Origin of the sequence: Amycolatopsis sp. NPDC004079 (assembly GCF_040610415.1) — a bacterium.
Lineage (GTDB): Bacteria > Actinomycetota > Actinomycetes > Mycobacteriales > Pseudonocardiaceae > Amycolatopsis > Amycolatopsis halotolerans.
Genome location: NZ_JBEXMH010000017.1, coordinates 1 through 14,895, shown reverse-complemented (window position 1 = coordinate 14,895; position 14,895 = coordinate 1). Strand labels below are relative to the sequence as shown.

Below are 14,895 nucleotides of genomic sequence, written 5' to 3'. Positions count from 1 at the left end.
TCCCCGGCGTCCCCGAACACTCCCGTCCAAGGTCGAACGAAGGAACCAACCATGCAGGAAATCTCTGTACCAGTGCTGATCGTCGGCGCCGGGCCGGTCGGCCTCTCCGCCGCGGCGTTCCTCGGGCGGCACGGGGTGGAGGCGCTCGTCGCCGAACGGCGCGACAGCACCTCGACGCTGCCCCGGGCCCCCGGCCTCCAGGCCCGCACGATGGAGTTGTTCCGCGCGGCGGGCTTCGTCTCGGAGATCCGCGCGCTGGAGATGGGCGATTCGCACCCGTACTTCGAGGGCGGCATCATCCAGACCAGGACGTTCGCCGAGATCGACGACGCGGTGACGCTCGAGGCGCCGTCGCTGGACGGCGAGCACATCAGCCCGGAACGGGTGATGGGCTGCGGGCAGGACCGGTACGAGCGGGTGCTGGTCGACCTGGTCGCCGCGGCGGGCGGCACGGTGAAACACAAGACCACCCTGCTCTCGTTCCGCCAGGACGACTCCGGCGTGACCGCCGAACTCGACGAGGACGGCCGTCCGCTGCGGGTGCGCGCGCAGTACGTGATCGCCGCGGACGGAGCGGGCAGCACCACCCGCGGGATGCTCGGCATCGAGCGCACCGGGCGGGGCACCGTCTTCGACGCGATGTCGATCTACTTCCGGGCGCCGGAGCTGGAAACCATGCTGGCGCACCGGAAATTCATCCTCTGCTACGCGACCGCGGCTCCCGGCACCCTGATGGGCCTGTCCCGGCTGCACGGCTGCGACCCCTGGCTGGCGGCGCCGCTCTACTTCCCGGACCGCGGCGAGACCCGGGAGGATTTCACCGACGAGCGCTGCCTGGAGATCATCCGCACCGCCGCCGGCCGCCCGGAGATGGACGTCGAGGTCATGGCCAAGGTGCCGTGGCGCGGCGCGCAACTCGTCGCCGAGACCTTCCGCAGCGGCCGGATCTTCCTCGCCGGCGACGCCGCGCACGTGCATCCGCCCGCCGGCGGATTCGGCGCCAACACCGGGATCCACGACGCGCACAACCTGGCGTGGAAGCTGGCGGCGGTGCTGGCGGGCACCGCGGACGAGCCGCTGCTCGACTCCTACGACGCCGAGCGCAGGCTGGTCGGCGAGGCGATGGCGGCACAAGCCTTGGTGCGCAACCGGATCCGGCACGGCCACGCGGACGCGGAGACCGCCGCGCAGATGGTCGACGACGTGATCGTCACCCTCGGCTACCGCTACCGCTCCGCGGCCATCACCGGGGTGCCCGAGGACGCCCGCGTGCTCGAACCCGAGCTCGAGCTGACCGGCAAGCCCGGCACCCGGGCGCCGCACTGCTGGCTAGAGCGCACCGGCGAGCGACTGTCCACAATCGACCTCTACTACGACGATTTCGTGCTGCTGACCGGTTCCCGCGACAGCGGCTGGCTCGAAGCGGCGGACCGGGTCGGCAAGCTGCTCGGCACGCCGGTGCGCGGGCACGTGCTGGCCGAGGACGGCGACCTCCGGACGGAACCCGGTACTTTCGCCGCCGCACACGGGGTTCCGGAGCACGGGGCGGTCCTGGTCCGCCCGGACGCTTTCGTGGCGTGGCGGAGCGACGCCGGGGCCGACACCGCCGAAGACGCGCTGCGCGCCGCACTCGCCGCCGCGACCGGACGGCCGTGATGGCGGCCCCGGCCGGATCCGAAGCCGATCCCGGCGACCGGCCGGTCACGCTGTTCGCGATGCCGGCCTGGTACTCCCGTCTGTTCACCGCGGATCTGTTGGAACGCTTCGGTTTCTACGGTCTGCAAGCGGTGCTGGTGTTGTACGCGGCGGCCCCGGCGAGCACCGGCGGGCTGGCCCTCGGCGTCGACGCCGCCGCCCTGTTCGGCGCGTGGATCGCGTTCACCTACCTGCTGTCGCTGGCAGGCGGCTGGATCGGCGACCGGGTGCTCGGCGCGCGGCGGGCGATGCTCACCGGGTGCGCGCTGAGCGCCGCCGGGTTCGTCGCGCTGGGCGCGGGACTGCCCGCGGCGGCCGGCCTCGGCCTGCTGGCGGTCGGCAACGCCGTGTTCAAACCGAACCACCAGGCGCTGGTCAACCTGCTGTTCGGGAACGGGCGCGGACGGGAATCCGGCATCTCGCTGATGTTCGTCGCGACTCAGGTCTCCTCGCTGCTCGCCCCGCTGGCCTGCGGCTGGCTCGGCGAACGGGTCTCCTGGTCGGCGGCGTTCCTCTGCTGCGCGGCGGCGATGCTGCTGACGGGCGTCCGGGTCGCCACGGCGGCGAGCCAGTTCGGCTCGGCGGGCCTTGCCCCGCGAACCGGGCTGAGCGCGGAAGAACGGGGGCGGGTGCTCCGCCGCACCGCGCTGGTCGTCGTCGCGGCGGCGGTCGCGACCGCCGCGGCCGCGGTCGCCGGGGTGCTCACTGTCCGCACGCTCGTCAGCGCGGCCGGAGTGCTGCTTCTGGTCACGACGGTCGCCGGATTCCGTTCCCTGCGCCGGAATCCGGAACTCGCCGAGGCGGACCGGAAACGGCTGTCCGCGTTCCTCGCGGTCCTCTGCGGCGCGGCGCTGTTCTGGATGGTCTTCGCCTACTCCGGATCGCTGCTCACCTTGTTCGCCCGTGACCACGTGCGCCGCGAGTTCGCCGGGTTCCTCGTCCCGGCGAGCTGGCTGCAGTCGGTGATCCCGTTGTGCACGCTCCTGTTCGCCCCGGTGATCGCGCGGCTGCTGCCGAGGCTGGGCAGGCGGAACAACGTCCCGGTGAAGTTCGCGATCGGGCTCTGCCTGATCGGTTCCGGATTCCTGACCATGGCCGTCGCCGCGGGCCAGACCGGCGGCGGGGCCAAGGTTTCCCCGCTCTGGCTGGTCGCCGCCTACCTGGTCTCGGCGCTGGGCGAACTGGTGATCGCGGCGGTCAGCATCGCGGCGACCGCGGACGTGCTGCCCCGCTCGTTCACCGCCCGGATGCTCGGCCTCTACTGGCTTTTCGCCGGTCTCGGCAGTGCGATCGGCGCGATCCTGCTGCGGTTGCTGCAACTGATTCCCGAGCTCTGGTACTACCTCGGGCTCGGCGCCGCCAGCGTCCTCGCCGGACTGTTGTTCGCCGTCTTCCGCGGTCGGCTGACCGCCGCGCTGCGCCGCGATCCCGCCGGGCACGACGCACCGCGCGCCGCCGCCCCCCATCGAAGCTAGAGAAGAGGTTTTTCCCATGCACCAAGGACTGGACGGCAAGAAAGTCGTAGCGACCGGCGGCACGAAAGGCATCGGCCGGGCGATCGTGCTCGCGTTCGCCGCGGCCGGCGCTTCCGTGGTCACTTGCTACCGCGAAGACGAGGAAGCCGCTGCCGCGCTGGAAAAAGAACTGGACCGGATCGGCGGGACGCACCGGGTCGTACGGGCCGACGTCACCAGCGAGGACGGCGCCGCGGCGCTCGCCGCCGAAGCCGCGGAAACGCTGGGCGCGGTGGACGTTCTGGTGAACAACGTCGGTGTGGACGGCGTCGTGCCGTTCGGCCGGCTGACCCCGGCGGAATGGCAGCGGGTGATGGACCACAACGTCACCAGCGTGTACCAGGTGACGCACGCGTTCGCGGACAAGGTGGCCGACGGCGGTTCGGTGATCACCGTCGGCTCGTCGGTGGCGCTGCGCGGACGCGCGAACGGGGTGCACTACACGACGTCGAAAGCCGCGCTGATCGGGTTCACGCGGGCGCTCTGCAAGGAATTCGGGCCGCGAGGCATCCGGGTCAACGCGGTCGCCCCCGGGCTCACCGAAACCGAACCGGGCGCCGGGCTGCCGCCGGAGGCGGTCAGCCGGATCGTGGGCATGACCGCGCTCGGCCGGATCTGCCAGCCCGCCGACGTCGCCGGTGCGGTGCTGTTCCTCGCCGGCGACACCTCGGCCTACATCAGCGGAATCACTCTCAACGTGGACGGAGGAGTCTGATGCCCTACGCGGCCATCTGCTATCGGGTCAAGCCGGGCAACGAGGACCGGATCGCCGAGATTTTCGCCGGGTTCCAGCGGATGTCGACGCCGCAGGCGCCGGCCGGGAACGGCGACGAGGGCGCCCGCCTGCTCGGCACCGCGGTGTTCGTGCAGGACGACGTCGTGGTCCGGTTCGTGCACTACGAAGGAGACTTTTCTGCGGTCGGCAGGCACGTCGGTGCGCAACGCGGCGTGCACCTGATCGAGGAGGCGCTGGCGCCGTACCTCGCCGAGCCCCGCGACACCAAGAGCGAAAAAGGATTCGCCCGCTACTTCGCCGCCGCGACCATGCGCTGCGTCTCCCAGCTCTCGGCCGCCGACCACCCGAACGCCGGGACGCCGCGGTGACCGCCAAGGTAGCCGCGATCGGACTCGGGGAAATGGGTTCGGGGATGGTCCGCGCGCTGCTCGCCGCGCGGTACGAGGTCGTGGTCTTCAACCGCACCGCTTCCCGTGCCGAAGCGCTCCGCCCGGCTGGCGCGCGGGTCGCCGCCACCCCCGCCGAAGCCGTTCAGGACGCGGATCTGGTCCTGGTGAGCCTCGCCGACGAAGACGCGGTGACGCAGGTGCTGCTCGGCGATCTCGCCGGCGTGCTCACCTCCCGGCACACGGTGCTGGATACCTCCACGGTGTCGCCGCCGTTCTCGATCCAGACCACCGAGAAGCTGGCTGGGAAGGGGGTCCGCCGGATCGAAAGCTGCGTCATGGGCAACCCGGAAATGGCGCGGGCCGGGCGGTTGCGGGTCTTCGCCGCGGGGGAGGGCACGCCCGGCGAGGACGTGTCCGCGGTGTTCGCCGCGATCGGCCAGCAGGTGAGCTGGCTCGGCGAGACCGGTCGCGCGAGCACGCTCAAGCTCGCGTTCAACCTCCTGCTCGGCGTGCAGACCGCGGGACTGGCCGAAGCGCTGGAATTCGCCGGATCCGCCGGGATCGACCGCACCCTGCTGCTGGACGTCTTCGCGAACAGCGGATGGTATTCGCCGATCCTCGGCTTCCGCGCGCGGTTCATGCGGGAACGCGACTACCGGCCGGCCGCCTTCCGCAGCGCGTTGATGCACAAGGATCTCCGGCTCGGCTGCGAGGACGCCGCCGGTCGCGGCGTGCCGATGCCGGTGACCGGAGCCGCGGCGGACCGGTTCGGCGCGGTGGTCGACGCCGGGCACGGCGACGACGACGCGGCGGTGATCGCCGAAGGCTTCCACCGCGACCCGTCGTCCGCGCGGTGACGCGGAAGGGATCGATGTGTCCACAGTGGAACGTTGGCTGGCGGGCGCCGCGACGGTCTCCAGCGGCGCGATCGCCGGGGTGCTGTTCGCCGTCGCGCTCGCCGTCCTGCCCGCGCTGTTCGCCATGCCGCCCGCGCAGTACGTCTACAGCCACCAGCTGATCGGCAAACGGTGGGACCCGACGATGCCGGTGCTCGTACTGGGCTCGACGGCGCTCGACGTCGTCCTCGCGTTCCTGGTGCCGGGCCGGGCCTGGCTTTTCGGCGCGGGCGCGGGAGCGCTGGCCGCGGTGTCGGTGGTCTCGCATTTCTGCAACGTCCCGCTCAACCGGGCGGTCAAACGGCTCGACCCGGAGGCGATCCCGGCGCACTGGGCCGATCCGCGTCCGCTGTGGCGCCGGTGGCACCTGCTGCGCACGGGGATCGCGGTGCTCGCGGCCGGGCTCAACGCGGCCGCGATTTCCTGAGCGAACGATCGAGCACCGTTCGAGAAGCGCTTCAGCGAGCGCGCTGAAGATCGGAACCGGGCAGGAAAGCTGTCCGCTGGGGAAGGTGAGGATCATGACCGATTCGGGCGGTGCCGGGCGGACGCTGGTCACCGGGATCGGCGTCGTGGCCCCGACCGGCATCGGGACGGGGGAGCACTGGAGCGCGACGCTCGCCGGCCGCTCCGGGATCGGGCGCATCAGCCGGTTCGACCCGGCGGGCTACCCGGTCCGGCACGCGGGCGAGCTTCGCGGCTTCGCCCCGAACGAGCACCTGCCGGGCAGGCTGCTGGTGGAGACCGACCTCTGGACGCAAACCGGGCTGGTGGCCAGCCACGAGGCACTGGCCGACGCGGCGCTCGACCCGGCCTCGGTCCCCGAGTTCGAGATGGCCGTGCTGACGTCCAGTTCGTCCGGCGGAGTCGAGTTCGGCCAGCGCGAGATGGCGAGCCTGTGGCAGCACGGCCCCCGGATCAGCGCCTACCAGTCCATCGCGTGGTTCTACGCGGCGACGACCGGCCAGCTCGCGATCCGGCACGGCATGCGCGGCTCCTGCGGCGTGGTCTGCGCCGAGCAGGCGGGCGGGCTCGACACCTTCGGCCAGGCAAGGAGATTCACCGCGGGCGACACCCGGGTGGTGGTCGCGGGCGGCACCGACGCGCCGTTGTGCCCCTACTCGCTGGTCGCCCAGCTGACCAACGGCAGGCTGTCCGCCGAACCCGATCCGCGGCGGGCGTACCTGCCGTTCGACGAGGCGGCCTCGGGATATCTGCCGGGCGAGGGCGGCGCGATCCTGGTCGCCGAAAGCGCTCGCGCGCATCGCGAACGCGGGGCCGCGCACTCCTACGGCGAAGTCGCCGGACACGCGGCGGGGATGGACCCCCGGCCGGGCTCGGGCCGGCCGCCCGCGCTCGCCAGGGTGATCCGCGGCGCGCTCGCCGACGCCGGTCTCGGACCGGGCGACATCGACGTCGTCTTCGCGGACGCGGCGGGGTCCCCGGACCTGGACCTGCTTGAGGCGCAAGCGATCGGCGAGGTGTTCGGGGCCGGCGCGGTCCCGGTGACCGCGCCGAAGACACTGGCCGGCCGGCTCTACGGCGGCGGGGCGGCGCTGGACGTGGCGACCGCGCTGCTCGCCCTGCGCGACGGCGTCATCCCGCACACCGCGGGCACCGAGCGGCTGGCCCCCGGCTGCGATCTCGACCTGGTGCGCACCGCGCCCCGGGAAACGGCACTGACCACCGCGCTGGTCCTCGCGCGCGGACACGGCGGCTTCACCTCCGCCCTCGTCCTCCGGAAAACCGAACCCGACGGAACCAGACAGGGAGATCTCCGATGACCGAGCTCACCATCGACGACCTGCGCGACATCCTGCGCACCAGCGTCGGGGTCGACGAAGGAGTCGATCTGGACGCCGACATCGGCGACATCGAATTCGCCGAGCTCGGCTACGACTCGCTGGCCGTCCTGGAACTGGCGGGCCAGCTCCAGCGCCGGTACGGGGTCACCATCACCGACGACGCCGCGCTCGACATGCGCACCCCGGCCGAGGCGCTGCGCACCATCAACCGACACCTGGAGAGGACGGCCCACTGAGATGTCCGGTCACGTCGACAACGAGATCCTCATCAAGGCGCCGCTGGAACTGGTGTGGGAGCGCACCAACGACGTCGAGTCCTGGACCGAGCTCTTCAGCGAGTACTCGGCCGCGGAGATCCTGTCCGAACGGGACGGCACCATCGTCTTCCGGCTGGCGCTGCACCCCGACGAGAACGGCAAGGTGTGGGACTGGGTCTCGGCCCGCACGCCGGATCCCGAGACCCGCACCGTGCGGTCGCAGCGGGTGCAGACCGGGCCGTTCAAGTACATGTGGATCTACTGGGAGTACACCGAAACCCCGGACGGCACGCGGATGCGCTGGGTACAGGACTTCGAGATGAAGGCGGCCGCCCCGATCGACGACGAGGCGATGCGCGCGCGGCTCGACCACAACACCGGCATCCAGCAGAAACTGATCCGGGACCGGCTCGAGCAGCTGGCCGCGGCCCGCTAGCACCGTGGTCGGCCTGCTGTTCCCGGTGGTGCTGCTGGCGAACGGGCTGGCGGCCGGAGTGCTGGTCGGCACCCAGCTCGGCGGCTGGCCGCTGCTGCGCGGCCTCCCGCCGGACCGCTACGTCCAGGCGCACGCCTTCTTCGCCACCCGTTACGACCCGTTCATGCCGCTGTGCTTCGTTTTCACGTTCGCCGGCGACGCGGCGCTGGCCTTCTCCGACACCGGCCCGCGCCGCGCCCTGTTCGCCGCCGCCGCGCTGCTGACCGGCGTCGCGATGGCCGTCTCGCTGGCGAAGAACGTCCCGGTGAACAGGTGGCTCCGGACTCTCGACCCGGACCGCCTGCCCGCCGACTTCGCCCGGCTCGACCCCCGAAAGCACTGGGGCGCCTGGAATCGCGTCCGCAGCACGCTCTCCGTGCTCGCGTTCGCGCTGAACTGCGTCGCGCTCGGCTTCCTGCTGGGCGCGGCGGCCTGACCCGACGAGACAACGAGGAGCGTTCCGATGGATCTTGGTTTGCACGGCAAGACAGCGCTGGTGACCGGAGGGGCCCGGGGCATCGGCCGCGGCATCGTGCTGGAGTACGCCCGGCACGGCATCGACGTCATCACCTGCCACCGCACCGATTCCGAGGCCGCCGCCTCCCTGCAGCGCGAGCTCAAGGAGATCGGCGGCAGGCACCACGTGGTCCGGGCCGACCTGACCGATCCGGACGAGATCGAGCGGCTGTTCGACGTCGTCCGCTCCGAGTACGGCGTGCTGGACGTGGTGGTCAACAACGCGGGCGCGATCAGCCACATCCCGTACGCCGAACTCCCGCTGGAGGAATGGAACCGGGTCCTCGCCACCAACCTGACCGCGGTGCACCTGGTGACCCAGAACGCGATCGAGCTGCTCGACGCGGGCGGCTCGGTGATCAGCATCGGCTCCAAGTCCATCGACGCCGGCATCCCGCTGCGCGCCCACTACACCGCGACCAAGGCCGCGCTGCAGGGCTTGAACCGTTCGCTCGCGAAGGAATTCGGCAGCCGCGGCATCCGGTTCAACGTGCTCTCCCTCGGCGTGATCGCGACCGAGGCGATGGACGCGCTGCCCGCCGAGACCCGCGAAACCATGGTCAAGCGGTACTCCGACAAGACGGCCCTGCACCGGCTCGGCACCCCGGCCGAGGTCGCGGGCGCCGCGCTGTGGCTGGCCAGCGACCTCGCCCGGTACGTCACCGGTTCGGTCGTCAGCGTGGACGGGGGGATCTCCTGATGCCGGCGAGCACCGCGTTCCGGGTCATGCTGCGGATGGTGATCAAACCGGGCATGGGCGCGGACTTCGAACGGGTCTGGCTCGACGTCGGCGACTCGGTGGTCACCCACCCGGCGAACCTCGGGCAGTGGCTGTCCCGCTCGGACGAGGAGACCGAGGACGGCGCGTCGGTCTACTACATCGTCAGCGACTGGGTGAGCGAACCGGCGTTCCGCGAGTTCGAGACGAGCGACCGGCACCTGACCCACCGGCAGAAGCTGCACCCCTACCGCTCCGGCGGCTCGATGGTCACCATGCGGGTGATCGCCTACCTCGACCGGGGCCTCTGATGCCCGGCGCGCTGCGGGTCCTGTTGTTCAACCGGACGGAGGACGGCGAGGGCCTGCGCGCCGCCTACCGCCGCACCAGCGAGGCGCTGAGCGGGACCCCCGGCCTGCTCGGCAACGAACTGCTCGGCAACGTCCACGACGGGGCGGAGTTCATCGTGATCAGCGAGTGGGCCGACCGGAAAGCCTTCGACGACTGGGAAACCGGTGCGTCGCACCGGGCGAGCACCGCCCCGTTGCGGCCCTACCGGGACCTCGGCCTGCCCCGCCCGTTCGGCGTCTACCAGGTACTGGACGGCTTCGCCGGCGAGGCGGCCGACCCGTGCTGACCTCGCTGCGGCGCTGCACGTCCTGGTTGGCTGAGGGGCTGATCGCGCTCGGCGCGGGCGCCGGCTGCATCGTGCTTCCCGGGGAAACCACGTACAGCGAAGAAGGCGAGGAGCCACCATGGCCACCGGAGCACGCGGCCCCAAGACGATCGTCATCGGCGGAGGCGTCGGCGGGCTGATCCTGGCACAGGGCCTGCACGCGGCGGGGCTGCCGGTCGAGGTGCACGAGCGGGACGCCTCCCCGCGCACGCGGACCCAGGGCTACCGGCTGCGAGTGAGCCCGGACGGCGAGCGGGCGATGCGGGAATGCTTGCCGCCGCGCGTGATCGAGCTGCTGCTGGCCACTTCGAACCAACGCCACGGCGAAGGACTGCTGGCCTTCGACGAGCAGCTGGCCCCGCAGTGGGCGCCCGCGTTCGACGACCCGAGGGGCAGCGGCCCGGACAAGATCGACGCGGTCGACCGCGTGACCTTGCGCCGGGTCCTGCTCGCCGGTCTCGACGACGTGGTGCGCTTCGGCCGCAAGCTCACCGAGGTGGTCGAGACCACCGGCGGCGTCACCGCCCGGTTCTCCGACGGCTCGTCCGCGACCGGCGACGTGCTGGTCGCCGCGGACGGGGCGAACTCGGCGGTGCGCACCCAGCTCTGCCCGCACGAGCAGCCGGCCGACCTCGGCGTGCGGACGGTTTTCGCGCGGCTGCCGATGACCGCGGTGCACCAGGCCGGGCTGCCCGCACAGCTGCGCGGCGAGTTCAGCTACGTGATCGGCTCCGACGGGCACCATCTCGGCTTGATGCCGATGGTGTTCCGCGAGGCGCCGCCCGCCGCGGCGGCCCGCCTGTGGCCGGGGCTGGACCTGCCGCCGGGCGAGGACTACTACATGGCGGTGCTCAACGTGCACCGCGACGAACTGGGGTTGTCGGACGACGAGTTCTTCGCGATGGACGGCCGGGCGCTGGCGCGCTTCGCCACCTCCCGGATGAGTGCCTGGCACCCGGCGCTGCGCGGGTTGTTCGCGCTCGGCGACGCCGCGGACACGTTCGCGGTGTCACTGCGCGCGAGCGTGCCGGTCGTGCCGTGGGGGACCGAACGGGTGGTGGCGCTCGGCGACGCTGCGCACACGATGCCGCCCTCCGGCGGGGTCGGAGCGAACAGCGCGGCATGGGACGCGGCCCTGCTGACCGGGCTGCTCCGCCAGGTGGCCGACGGGGATATCAGCCTTGCTGATGCATTTGACCGATATCGAACGGGTGTCACCGAGCACGCGACCGCCGCGGTCGGCCTGTCGCTCAAAATCGCCCAGTGGTCCATTCGCAAGATCGACATCGCGATGCCCGCCGCCGAGCCCGGGAAAAATTCGGCGAACAGCGCGCCCGCGCCGCTGCATTAAAGTCAGCGGAAAAATGGTGCGGAACAAATCGAGTTAACCTTGAAAAGAATGCGGCGGGCTCGCTTTATCCGCCCACCCGGATCGCTCGGAAGCAATTCGAGAAAATTGTTCGGACTGCTTCCGGCGGTGCCGCGGGGGCGGTCGGCGACCCCTCGGCAGGCCGGGCGGCCGGCCTCGCCGAGGGGGCTCCGGTCCAGGTCGGAGCCCTGCGTCCCGGCTTCCGGCACACCGCGAACGCCCAGTACAGCGATAGTGATGATAGGGCTAATCATCAAATAATTAGTGTGCCGCCATTGTGTTGTATTCGCAGGTGAGGCGCATCTCGCGTGCGGTTTTCAATCCCCCGGGGCGGCTTGTCAGGAAAAAAATCACCAGCTCCGGCAATGTTCGGTCAGTGGTGTGCAATGCCTGGCTATCGCGGTTCCGGTCCGTCCGGCGCGGCGCCGTCGAGACGGTCTCGTGCCCTCGACGTGATCTGTGAACGCTTGACAGTTACTGTCAAGAGATTTGTTTGTCCCCCGTCTGGCCGTAGACCGCGACTGATCATTTTGAAACTATTAACGCGAGCAATCGACTTTGCCGATCTATGGGGGAACATACCGTGAGGATTAATCTTCTTGGTCCGCTGGAGGTCGTCCACCTCAACGCAGTTATCACCCCTACCGCCGCAAAACTTCGCCAGGTGCTCGCTCTGCTCGCGCTGCATTCCGGCCGGGTGGTCCGCAACGAGCAGATCCTGGAGGAGCTCTGGGAGGACAACCCGCCGATCAGCGTCACCACCACCATGCAGACCTACATCTACCAGCTGCGCAAGCTGCTCCGGCTGCAGCGGCCCGGCCTGGCCCCCGCGGGCGAGGTCGACACGAGACCGCTGCCCAGCCTGCAGACCTCGCCGGGCGGGTACAGCCTCACCTACCAGCCGGAGGGTCTCGACTCCTACCGTTTCGAGCAGCTGGTGAACCAGGGCCGGGCGGAAAGCGCGGCGGGCCGGTGGACGGACGCCTCGGCCACCCTCGCCCACGCCGGCCTGCTGTGGCGCGGGCCGGCGCTGGCGGACGTCAACGTGGGCCCGGTGCTGCGCGCCGAAATCCTGCGGCTGGACGAGTTCCGCCGCAACGCGCTGGAACTGCGGCTGGAGGCCGACCTCCGGCTCGGCAGGCACCACGAGCTGATCGGCGAGCTCGCCCGGCTGGTCGGCCAGGAGCCGACCAACGAAGGCCTCCATGCGAAGCTGATCATCGCGTTGTACCGGGCCGGGCGCCGGGCCGAGGCGCTGCGCGTCTACCAGCAGCTGCGCACCGCGCTGAACCACGAACTGGGGCTGGACCCGTCGGATGAACTGCAGCGGCTGCATCGCGCGGTGCTCGACGCGGACCGGTCGCTCGACCTGGAACCGGACACCGACGCGCACCGCGTGACCTCGCCGGAGCCGCAGTGCCAGCTGCCGCCCCGGCGCAGCAACCTCGTCAGCCGCGACCAGCCGCGGGCGGCGGCATTGGCGGCGCTGCGCGCCGACGGGGCGGGCGGCCCGGCGACGATCGTCGTGACCGGTCCGCCCGCGTCGGGCAAATCCGCCTTCGCCACGGAGATCGCGCACCTGGTGCGCCGCCAGTACCCGGACGGCCAGCTCTACGCCCGGCTCACCGACGACGACGGCAACCCGGCCGACCGGAGCGAGACGCTCGGCCACTTCCTGCGCGCGCTCGGCGACCAGCGCGCGGACGTGCCCGCCGGTTTCGACGACCGGGTGCTCGGTTTCCGTTCGCGCACCTCGGACCGGCGGCTGCTGACCGTCTTCGAGGACGTGACGAGCCTGGACCAGCTGGCCGGGCTCATGCCGTCCGGGGACGACTGCGCGGTGATCGTGATCAGCAGGCGCCGGATCGTCCCGTCGCCGTCGGCCACCGTCATCGAGCTGTCGCCGCTGGACCTCGACCAGAGCGCGACGATGCTCGCCCAGCTTTTCGGACCGGGCGACGACAGCGCGCGGTCCGCCGCCGACGCCGACTTGCTGCGGCTGTGCGACGGGCTGCCCGGCGCGCTGGAAACCGTGGCGAGCAGGCTGAAAGTCCACTCGCACTGGACGACCGCCCGCGCGGTCCGCTGGATCAAGGCGGAGCTCGCCAGGGACGGCGGGGCCACCAGCGATCCGCTCGGCCTGCGCGCCGGCGTGTGGCAGAGCTACCAATGCCTGACCCCGCTGGGCCGGGCGGCGTTCCGGGTGGTGACCGGCGAGCTGACCGGCTCGGTGTCCGCCGCCGGGCTCGCGGCCCGCCTGTTCGTCCCGGAGCACGTCGCGGAAACGACACTCGACGAGCTGGCCGAGCTGTGCCTGGTGACGATCCGCGAGGACGATTCGAGCGTGTGCCGCTGCCTGCCCGGCATCAGCGCGGTGGGACGGCAGCTCGCCGAGGAGCACGACCGGCTGACCGAGGTGCTCGGCGGGGACGACGCGTTCGGCATCCCGGAGCAGGGCCGGCTGGTCCTCCAGCCCGCCCAGCAGTCCACCTGACCCTCCCGGCCGGACTGACCTCGAGCAAAGGAGCGAGTCCTCGATGCGGGTGCTTTTGACTGCGTGGGCCTGGCCTTCGCATCTGTACGCGCTGGTGCCGATGGCGTGGGCGATGCGCGCGGCGGGCCACGAAGTGCTGCTGGCCAGCCAGCCGGCGGCGGCGGACTGGGTGACCGCGACCGGGCTGCCCGGCGCGAGCGTGGGAACCGACGTCGCCGCCGCCGACCTCGTCCGCCAGTACGTCCTCCCCTCCGCGGCGGACCCCGACGGGTCGCTGGGCGGCGCGAAACGGACCGGGGCCGGGCCGCGGGCGATGGAAATGTTCCTGGCCCACGCGGAATCCATGACCGGCGGGCTGATCGAGCTCGCCGACCGGTGGCGGCCGGACCTCGTGGTGTACGAACCGACCGCGCTGGCCGGGCCGATCTGCGCGGCCGCGGCCGGCGTGCCCGCGGTGCGCCACCTCTACGGCACGGACCTGATGCTGCGCGCCCGCGGAATCCTGCCCTCGGCGCTGGCCCCGCTGGCCCGCCGCCACGGGGTCGCCGAGTTCGATCCGTTCGGCGAGTACACGATCGATCCGGTGCCGGCGTCTCTCCAGCTTCCGGCGGACTACCGGCGGTTCCCCGTGCGGTACGTGCCGTTCAACAGCCCCGGCCCGCGCCCGGCCCCGCCGCCGCGCGGGAGCCGGCCGACCGTGTGCGTCAGCTGGGGGCACACCATGGCCAAGCTCCACCCGCGGCTTTTCCTCGCCGGCTGGATCGCCGGCGTGCTGCGCGAGCTGGACGTGCGGGTGGTGCTGGCGTGCTCCTCGGCGCAGCTCGAACTGCTCGGGCCGCTCCCGGACGACGTCTCGCTGTACGTCGACGCGCCGCTGGAGGGCTTGCTCGACGACTGCGACCTGCTCGTCTCGCACGGCGGGGCGGGAAGCATCCTGACCGCGCTGTCGAAAGGAGTCCCGATGCTCCTCCTGCCGCAACTGCCGGACCACGCCGCGCACGCGGGCCGGGTGCTCGCGACCGGGGCCGGCGAGGTGCTGGCGAGGGACGAGGCCACCGAGGAAGCGGTCGCGGCCCAGGTGACCCGGCTGCTGTCCGACCCGGCGTTCCGCACCGCCGCGCTCGCCCTGCGGGAGGAAATGCGCGCTCAGCCGACTCCGGCGAACGTGGTCGCCGAACTGGAGCGGACGGCGCTGGTCTCCGCCCCCTGACCCCATGCCATGGACCATCCACAAAGGACTTCAGCGCCGCCGGAACGCCTGAACTCCGTGAGGGGAACCCTGAGGGAATCAGAGTCCCTCAGGGTTCCCCTCACGGACGCCTGGCCCGCCCGCAAACCACACCCGCGGCGCCGTC

16 protein-coding genes are annotated in these 14,895 nt (G+C 71.6%); all 16 read left to right on the top strand.

Features of this window, described 5'->3' with window-relative positions:
• The first annotated feature begins 51 nt into the window (after positions 1-51).
• The 16 genes from ABZX37_RS19295 to ABZX37_RS19220 all read left to right on the top strand — a co-directional run bounded on the left by ABZX37_RS19295 (position 52) and on the right by ABZX37_RS19220 (position 14,750).
• Positions 52-1,656 (top strand): FAD-dependent monooxygenase, encoded by a 1,605-nt coding sequence (locus ABZX37_RS19295; protein ID WP_354741219.1) that lies wholly within the window; start codon positions 52-54, stop codon positions 1,654-1,656.
• Positions 1,656-3,170 carry an oligopeptide:H+ symporter gene (locus ABZX37_RS19290; protein ID WP_354741217.1) on the top strand — a complete coding sequence of 505 codons (1,515 nt, stop codon included), beginning with the start codon at positions 1,656-1,658 and terminating at the stop codon, positions 3,168-3,170. Before ABZX37_RS19295 ends, ABZX37_RS19290 begins: the two co-directional genes overlap by 1 nt.
• A gap of 16 nt (positions 3,171-3,186) precedes the next feature.
• Complete coding sequence (locus tag ABZX37_RS19285; protein WP_354741215.1) at positions 3,187-3,924, top strand: SDR family oxidoreductase; 738 nt, start codon at positions 3,187-3,189, stop codon at positions 3,922-3,924.
• On the top strand, positions 3,924-4,313 hold the full coding sequence (locus ABZX37_RS19280) for a SchA/CurD-like domain-containing protein (RefSeq protein WP_354741213.1): 390 nt from the start codon (positions 3,924-3,926) through the stop codon (positions 4,311-4,313). The genes ABZX37_RS19285 and ABZX37_RS19280 overlap by 1 nt, the downstream gene beginning before the upstream one ends.
• Positions 4,310-5,191, top strand: coding sequence for an NAD(P)-dependent oxidoreductase (locus ABZX37_RS19275; protein WP_354741211.1), 882 nt, complete (start codon positions 4,310-4,312; stop codon positions 5,189-5,191). Before ABZX37_RS19280 ends, ABZX37_RS19275 begins: the two co-directional genes overlap by 4 nt.
• 16 nt (positions 5,192-5,207) lie before the next feature.
• Positions 5,208-5,657: a DUF1772 domain-containing protein gene (locus tag ABZX37_RS19270; RefSeq protein WP_354741209.1), complete on the top strand. Its 450-nt coding sequence runs from the start codon at positions 5,208-5,210 to the stop codon at positions 5,655-5,657.
• 94 nt (positions 5,658-5,751) lie between these two features.
• Positions 5,752-7,014 carry a ketosynthase chain-length factor gene (locus ABZX37_RS19265; protein WP_354741208.1) on the top strand — a complete coding sequence of 421 codons (1,263 nt, stop codon included), beginning with the start codon at positions 5,752-5,754 and terminating at the stop codon, positions 7,012-7,014.
• Positions 7,011-7,271, top strand: coding sequence for an acyl carrier protein (locus tag ABZX37_RS19260; RefSeq protein ID WP_354741206.1), 261 nt, complete (start codon positions 7,011-7,013; stop codon positions 7,269-7,271). Before ABZX37_RS19265 ends, ABZX37_RS19260 begins: the two co-directional genes overlap by 4 nt.
• 1 nt (position 7,272) lies before the next feature.
• Entirely contained in the window at positions 7,273-7,728 is a 456-nt protein-coding gene (locus tag ABZX37_RS19255) for an SRPBCC family protein (RefSeq protein ID WP_354741204.1), read from the top strand.
• A gap of 4 nt (positions 7,729-7,732) precedes the next feature.
• Entirely contained in the window at positions 7,733-8,203 is a 471-nt protein-coding gene (locus ABZX37_RS19250) for a DUF1772 domain-containing protein (protein WP_354741202.1), read from the top strand.
• Between the two features lie 27 nt (positions 8,204-8,230).
• On the top strand, positions 8,231-8,983 hold the full coding sequence (locus ABZX37_RS19245; protein ID WP_354741200.1) for an SDR family oxidoreductase: 753 nt from the start codon (positions 8,231-8,233) through the stop codon (positions 8,981-8,983).
• Entirely contained in the window at positions 8,983-9,312 is a 330-nt protein-coding gene (locus tag ABZX37_RS19240) for an antibiotic biosynthesis monooxygenase family protein (protein ID WP_354741198.1), read from the top strand. Before ABZX37_RS19245 ends, ABZX37_RS19240 begins: the two co-directional genes overlap by 1 nt.
• The gene (locus tag ABZX37_RS19235; RefSeq protein WP_354741196.1) at positions 9,312-9,638 is read left to right on the top strand and encodes an antibiotic biosynthesis monooxygenase; all 327 of its coding nucleotides are present in this window, start codon (positions 9,312-9,314) and stop codon (positions 9,636-9,638) included. The genes ABZX37_RS19240 and ABZX37_RS19235 overlap by 1 nt, the downstream gene beginning before the upstream one ends.
• Before the next feature lie 118 nt (positions 9,639-9,756).
• Complete coding sequence (locus ABZX37_RS19230) at positions 9,757-11,028, top strand: FAD-dependent monooxygenase (RefSeq protein ID WP_354741194.1); 1,272 nt, start codon at positions 9,757-9,759, stop codon at positions 11,026-11,028.
• A gap of 586 nt (positions 11,029-11,614) precedes the next feature.
• Positions 11,615-13,540, top strand: coding sequence for an AfsR/SARP family transcriptional regulator (locus ABZX37_RS19225; protein WP_354741192.1), 1,926 nt, complete (start codon positions 11,615-11,617; stop codon positions 13,538-13,540).
• Positions 13,541-13,583: 43 nt separating this feature from the next.
• Complete coding sequence (locus ABZX37_RS19220) at positions 13,584-14,750, top strand: nucleotide disphospho-sugar-binding domain-containing protein (protein ID WP_354741190.1); 1,167 nt, start codon at positions 13,584-13,586, stop codon at positions 14,748-14,750.
• The last annotated feature ends 145 nt before the right edge of the window (positions 14,751-14,895 follow it).

Bases quoted from the DNA above. Each gene is read 5' to 3' on its own strand.
- ABZX37_RS19245 (WP_354741200.1), top strand. From the start codon at position 8,231: ATGGATCTTGGTTTGCACGGCAAGACAGCGCTGGTGACCGGAGGGGCC.
- ABZX37_RS19290 (WP_354741217.1), top strand. From the start codon at position 1,656: ATGGCGGCCCCGGCCGGATCCGAAGCCGATCCCGGCGACCGGCCGGTC.
- ABZX37_RS19265 (WP_354741208.1), top strand. From the start codon at position 5,752: ATGACCGATTCGGGCGGTGCCGGGCGGACGCTGGTCACCGGGATCGGC.
- ABZX37_RS19260 (WP_354741206.1), top strand. From the start codon at position 7,011: ATGACCGAGCTCACCATCGACGACCTGCGCGACATCCTGCGCACCAGC.
- ABZX37_RS19285 (WP_354741215.1), top strand. From the start codon at position 3,187: ATGCACCAAGGACTGGACGGCAAGAAAGTCGTAGCGACCGGCGGCACG.
- ABZX37_RS19255 (WP_354741204.1), top strand. From the start codon at position 7,273: ATGTCCGGTCACGTCGACAACGAGATCCTCATCAAGGCGCCGCTGGAA.
- ABZX37_RS19225 (WP_354741192.1), top strand. From the start codon at position 11,615: ATGGGGGAACATACCGTGAGGATTAATCTTCTTGGTCCGCTGGAGGTC.
- ABZX37_RS19230 (WP_354741194.1), top strand. From the start codon at position 9,757: ATGGCCACCGGAGCACGCGGCCCCAAGACGATCGTCATCGGCGGAGGC.
- ABZX37_RS19235 (WP_354741196.1), top strand. From the start codon at position 9,312: ATGCCCGGCGCGCTGCGGGTCCTGTTGTTCAACCGGACGGAGGACGGC.
- ABZX37_RS19295 (WP_354741219.1), top strand. From the start codon at position 52: ATGCAGGAAATCTCTGTACCAGTGCTGATCGTCGGCGCCGGGCCGGTC.
- ABZX37_RS19280 (WP_354741213.1), top strand. From the start codon at position 3,924: ATGCCCTACGCGGCCATCTGCTATCGGGTCAAGCCGGGCAACGAGGAC.
- ABZX37_RS19220 (WP_354741190.1), top strand. From the start codon at position 13,584: ATGCGGGTGCTTTTGACTGCGTGGGCCTGGCCTTCGCATCTGTACGCG.
- ABZX37_RS19240 (WP_354741198.1), top strand. From the start codon at position 8,983: ATGCCGGCGAGCACCGCGTTCCGGGTCATGCTGCGGATGGTGATCAAA.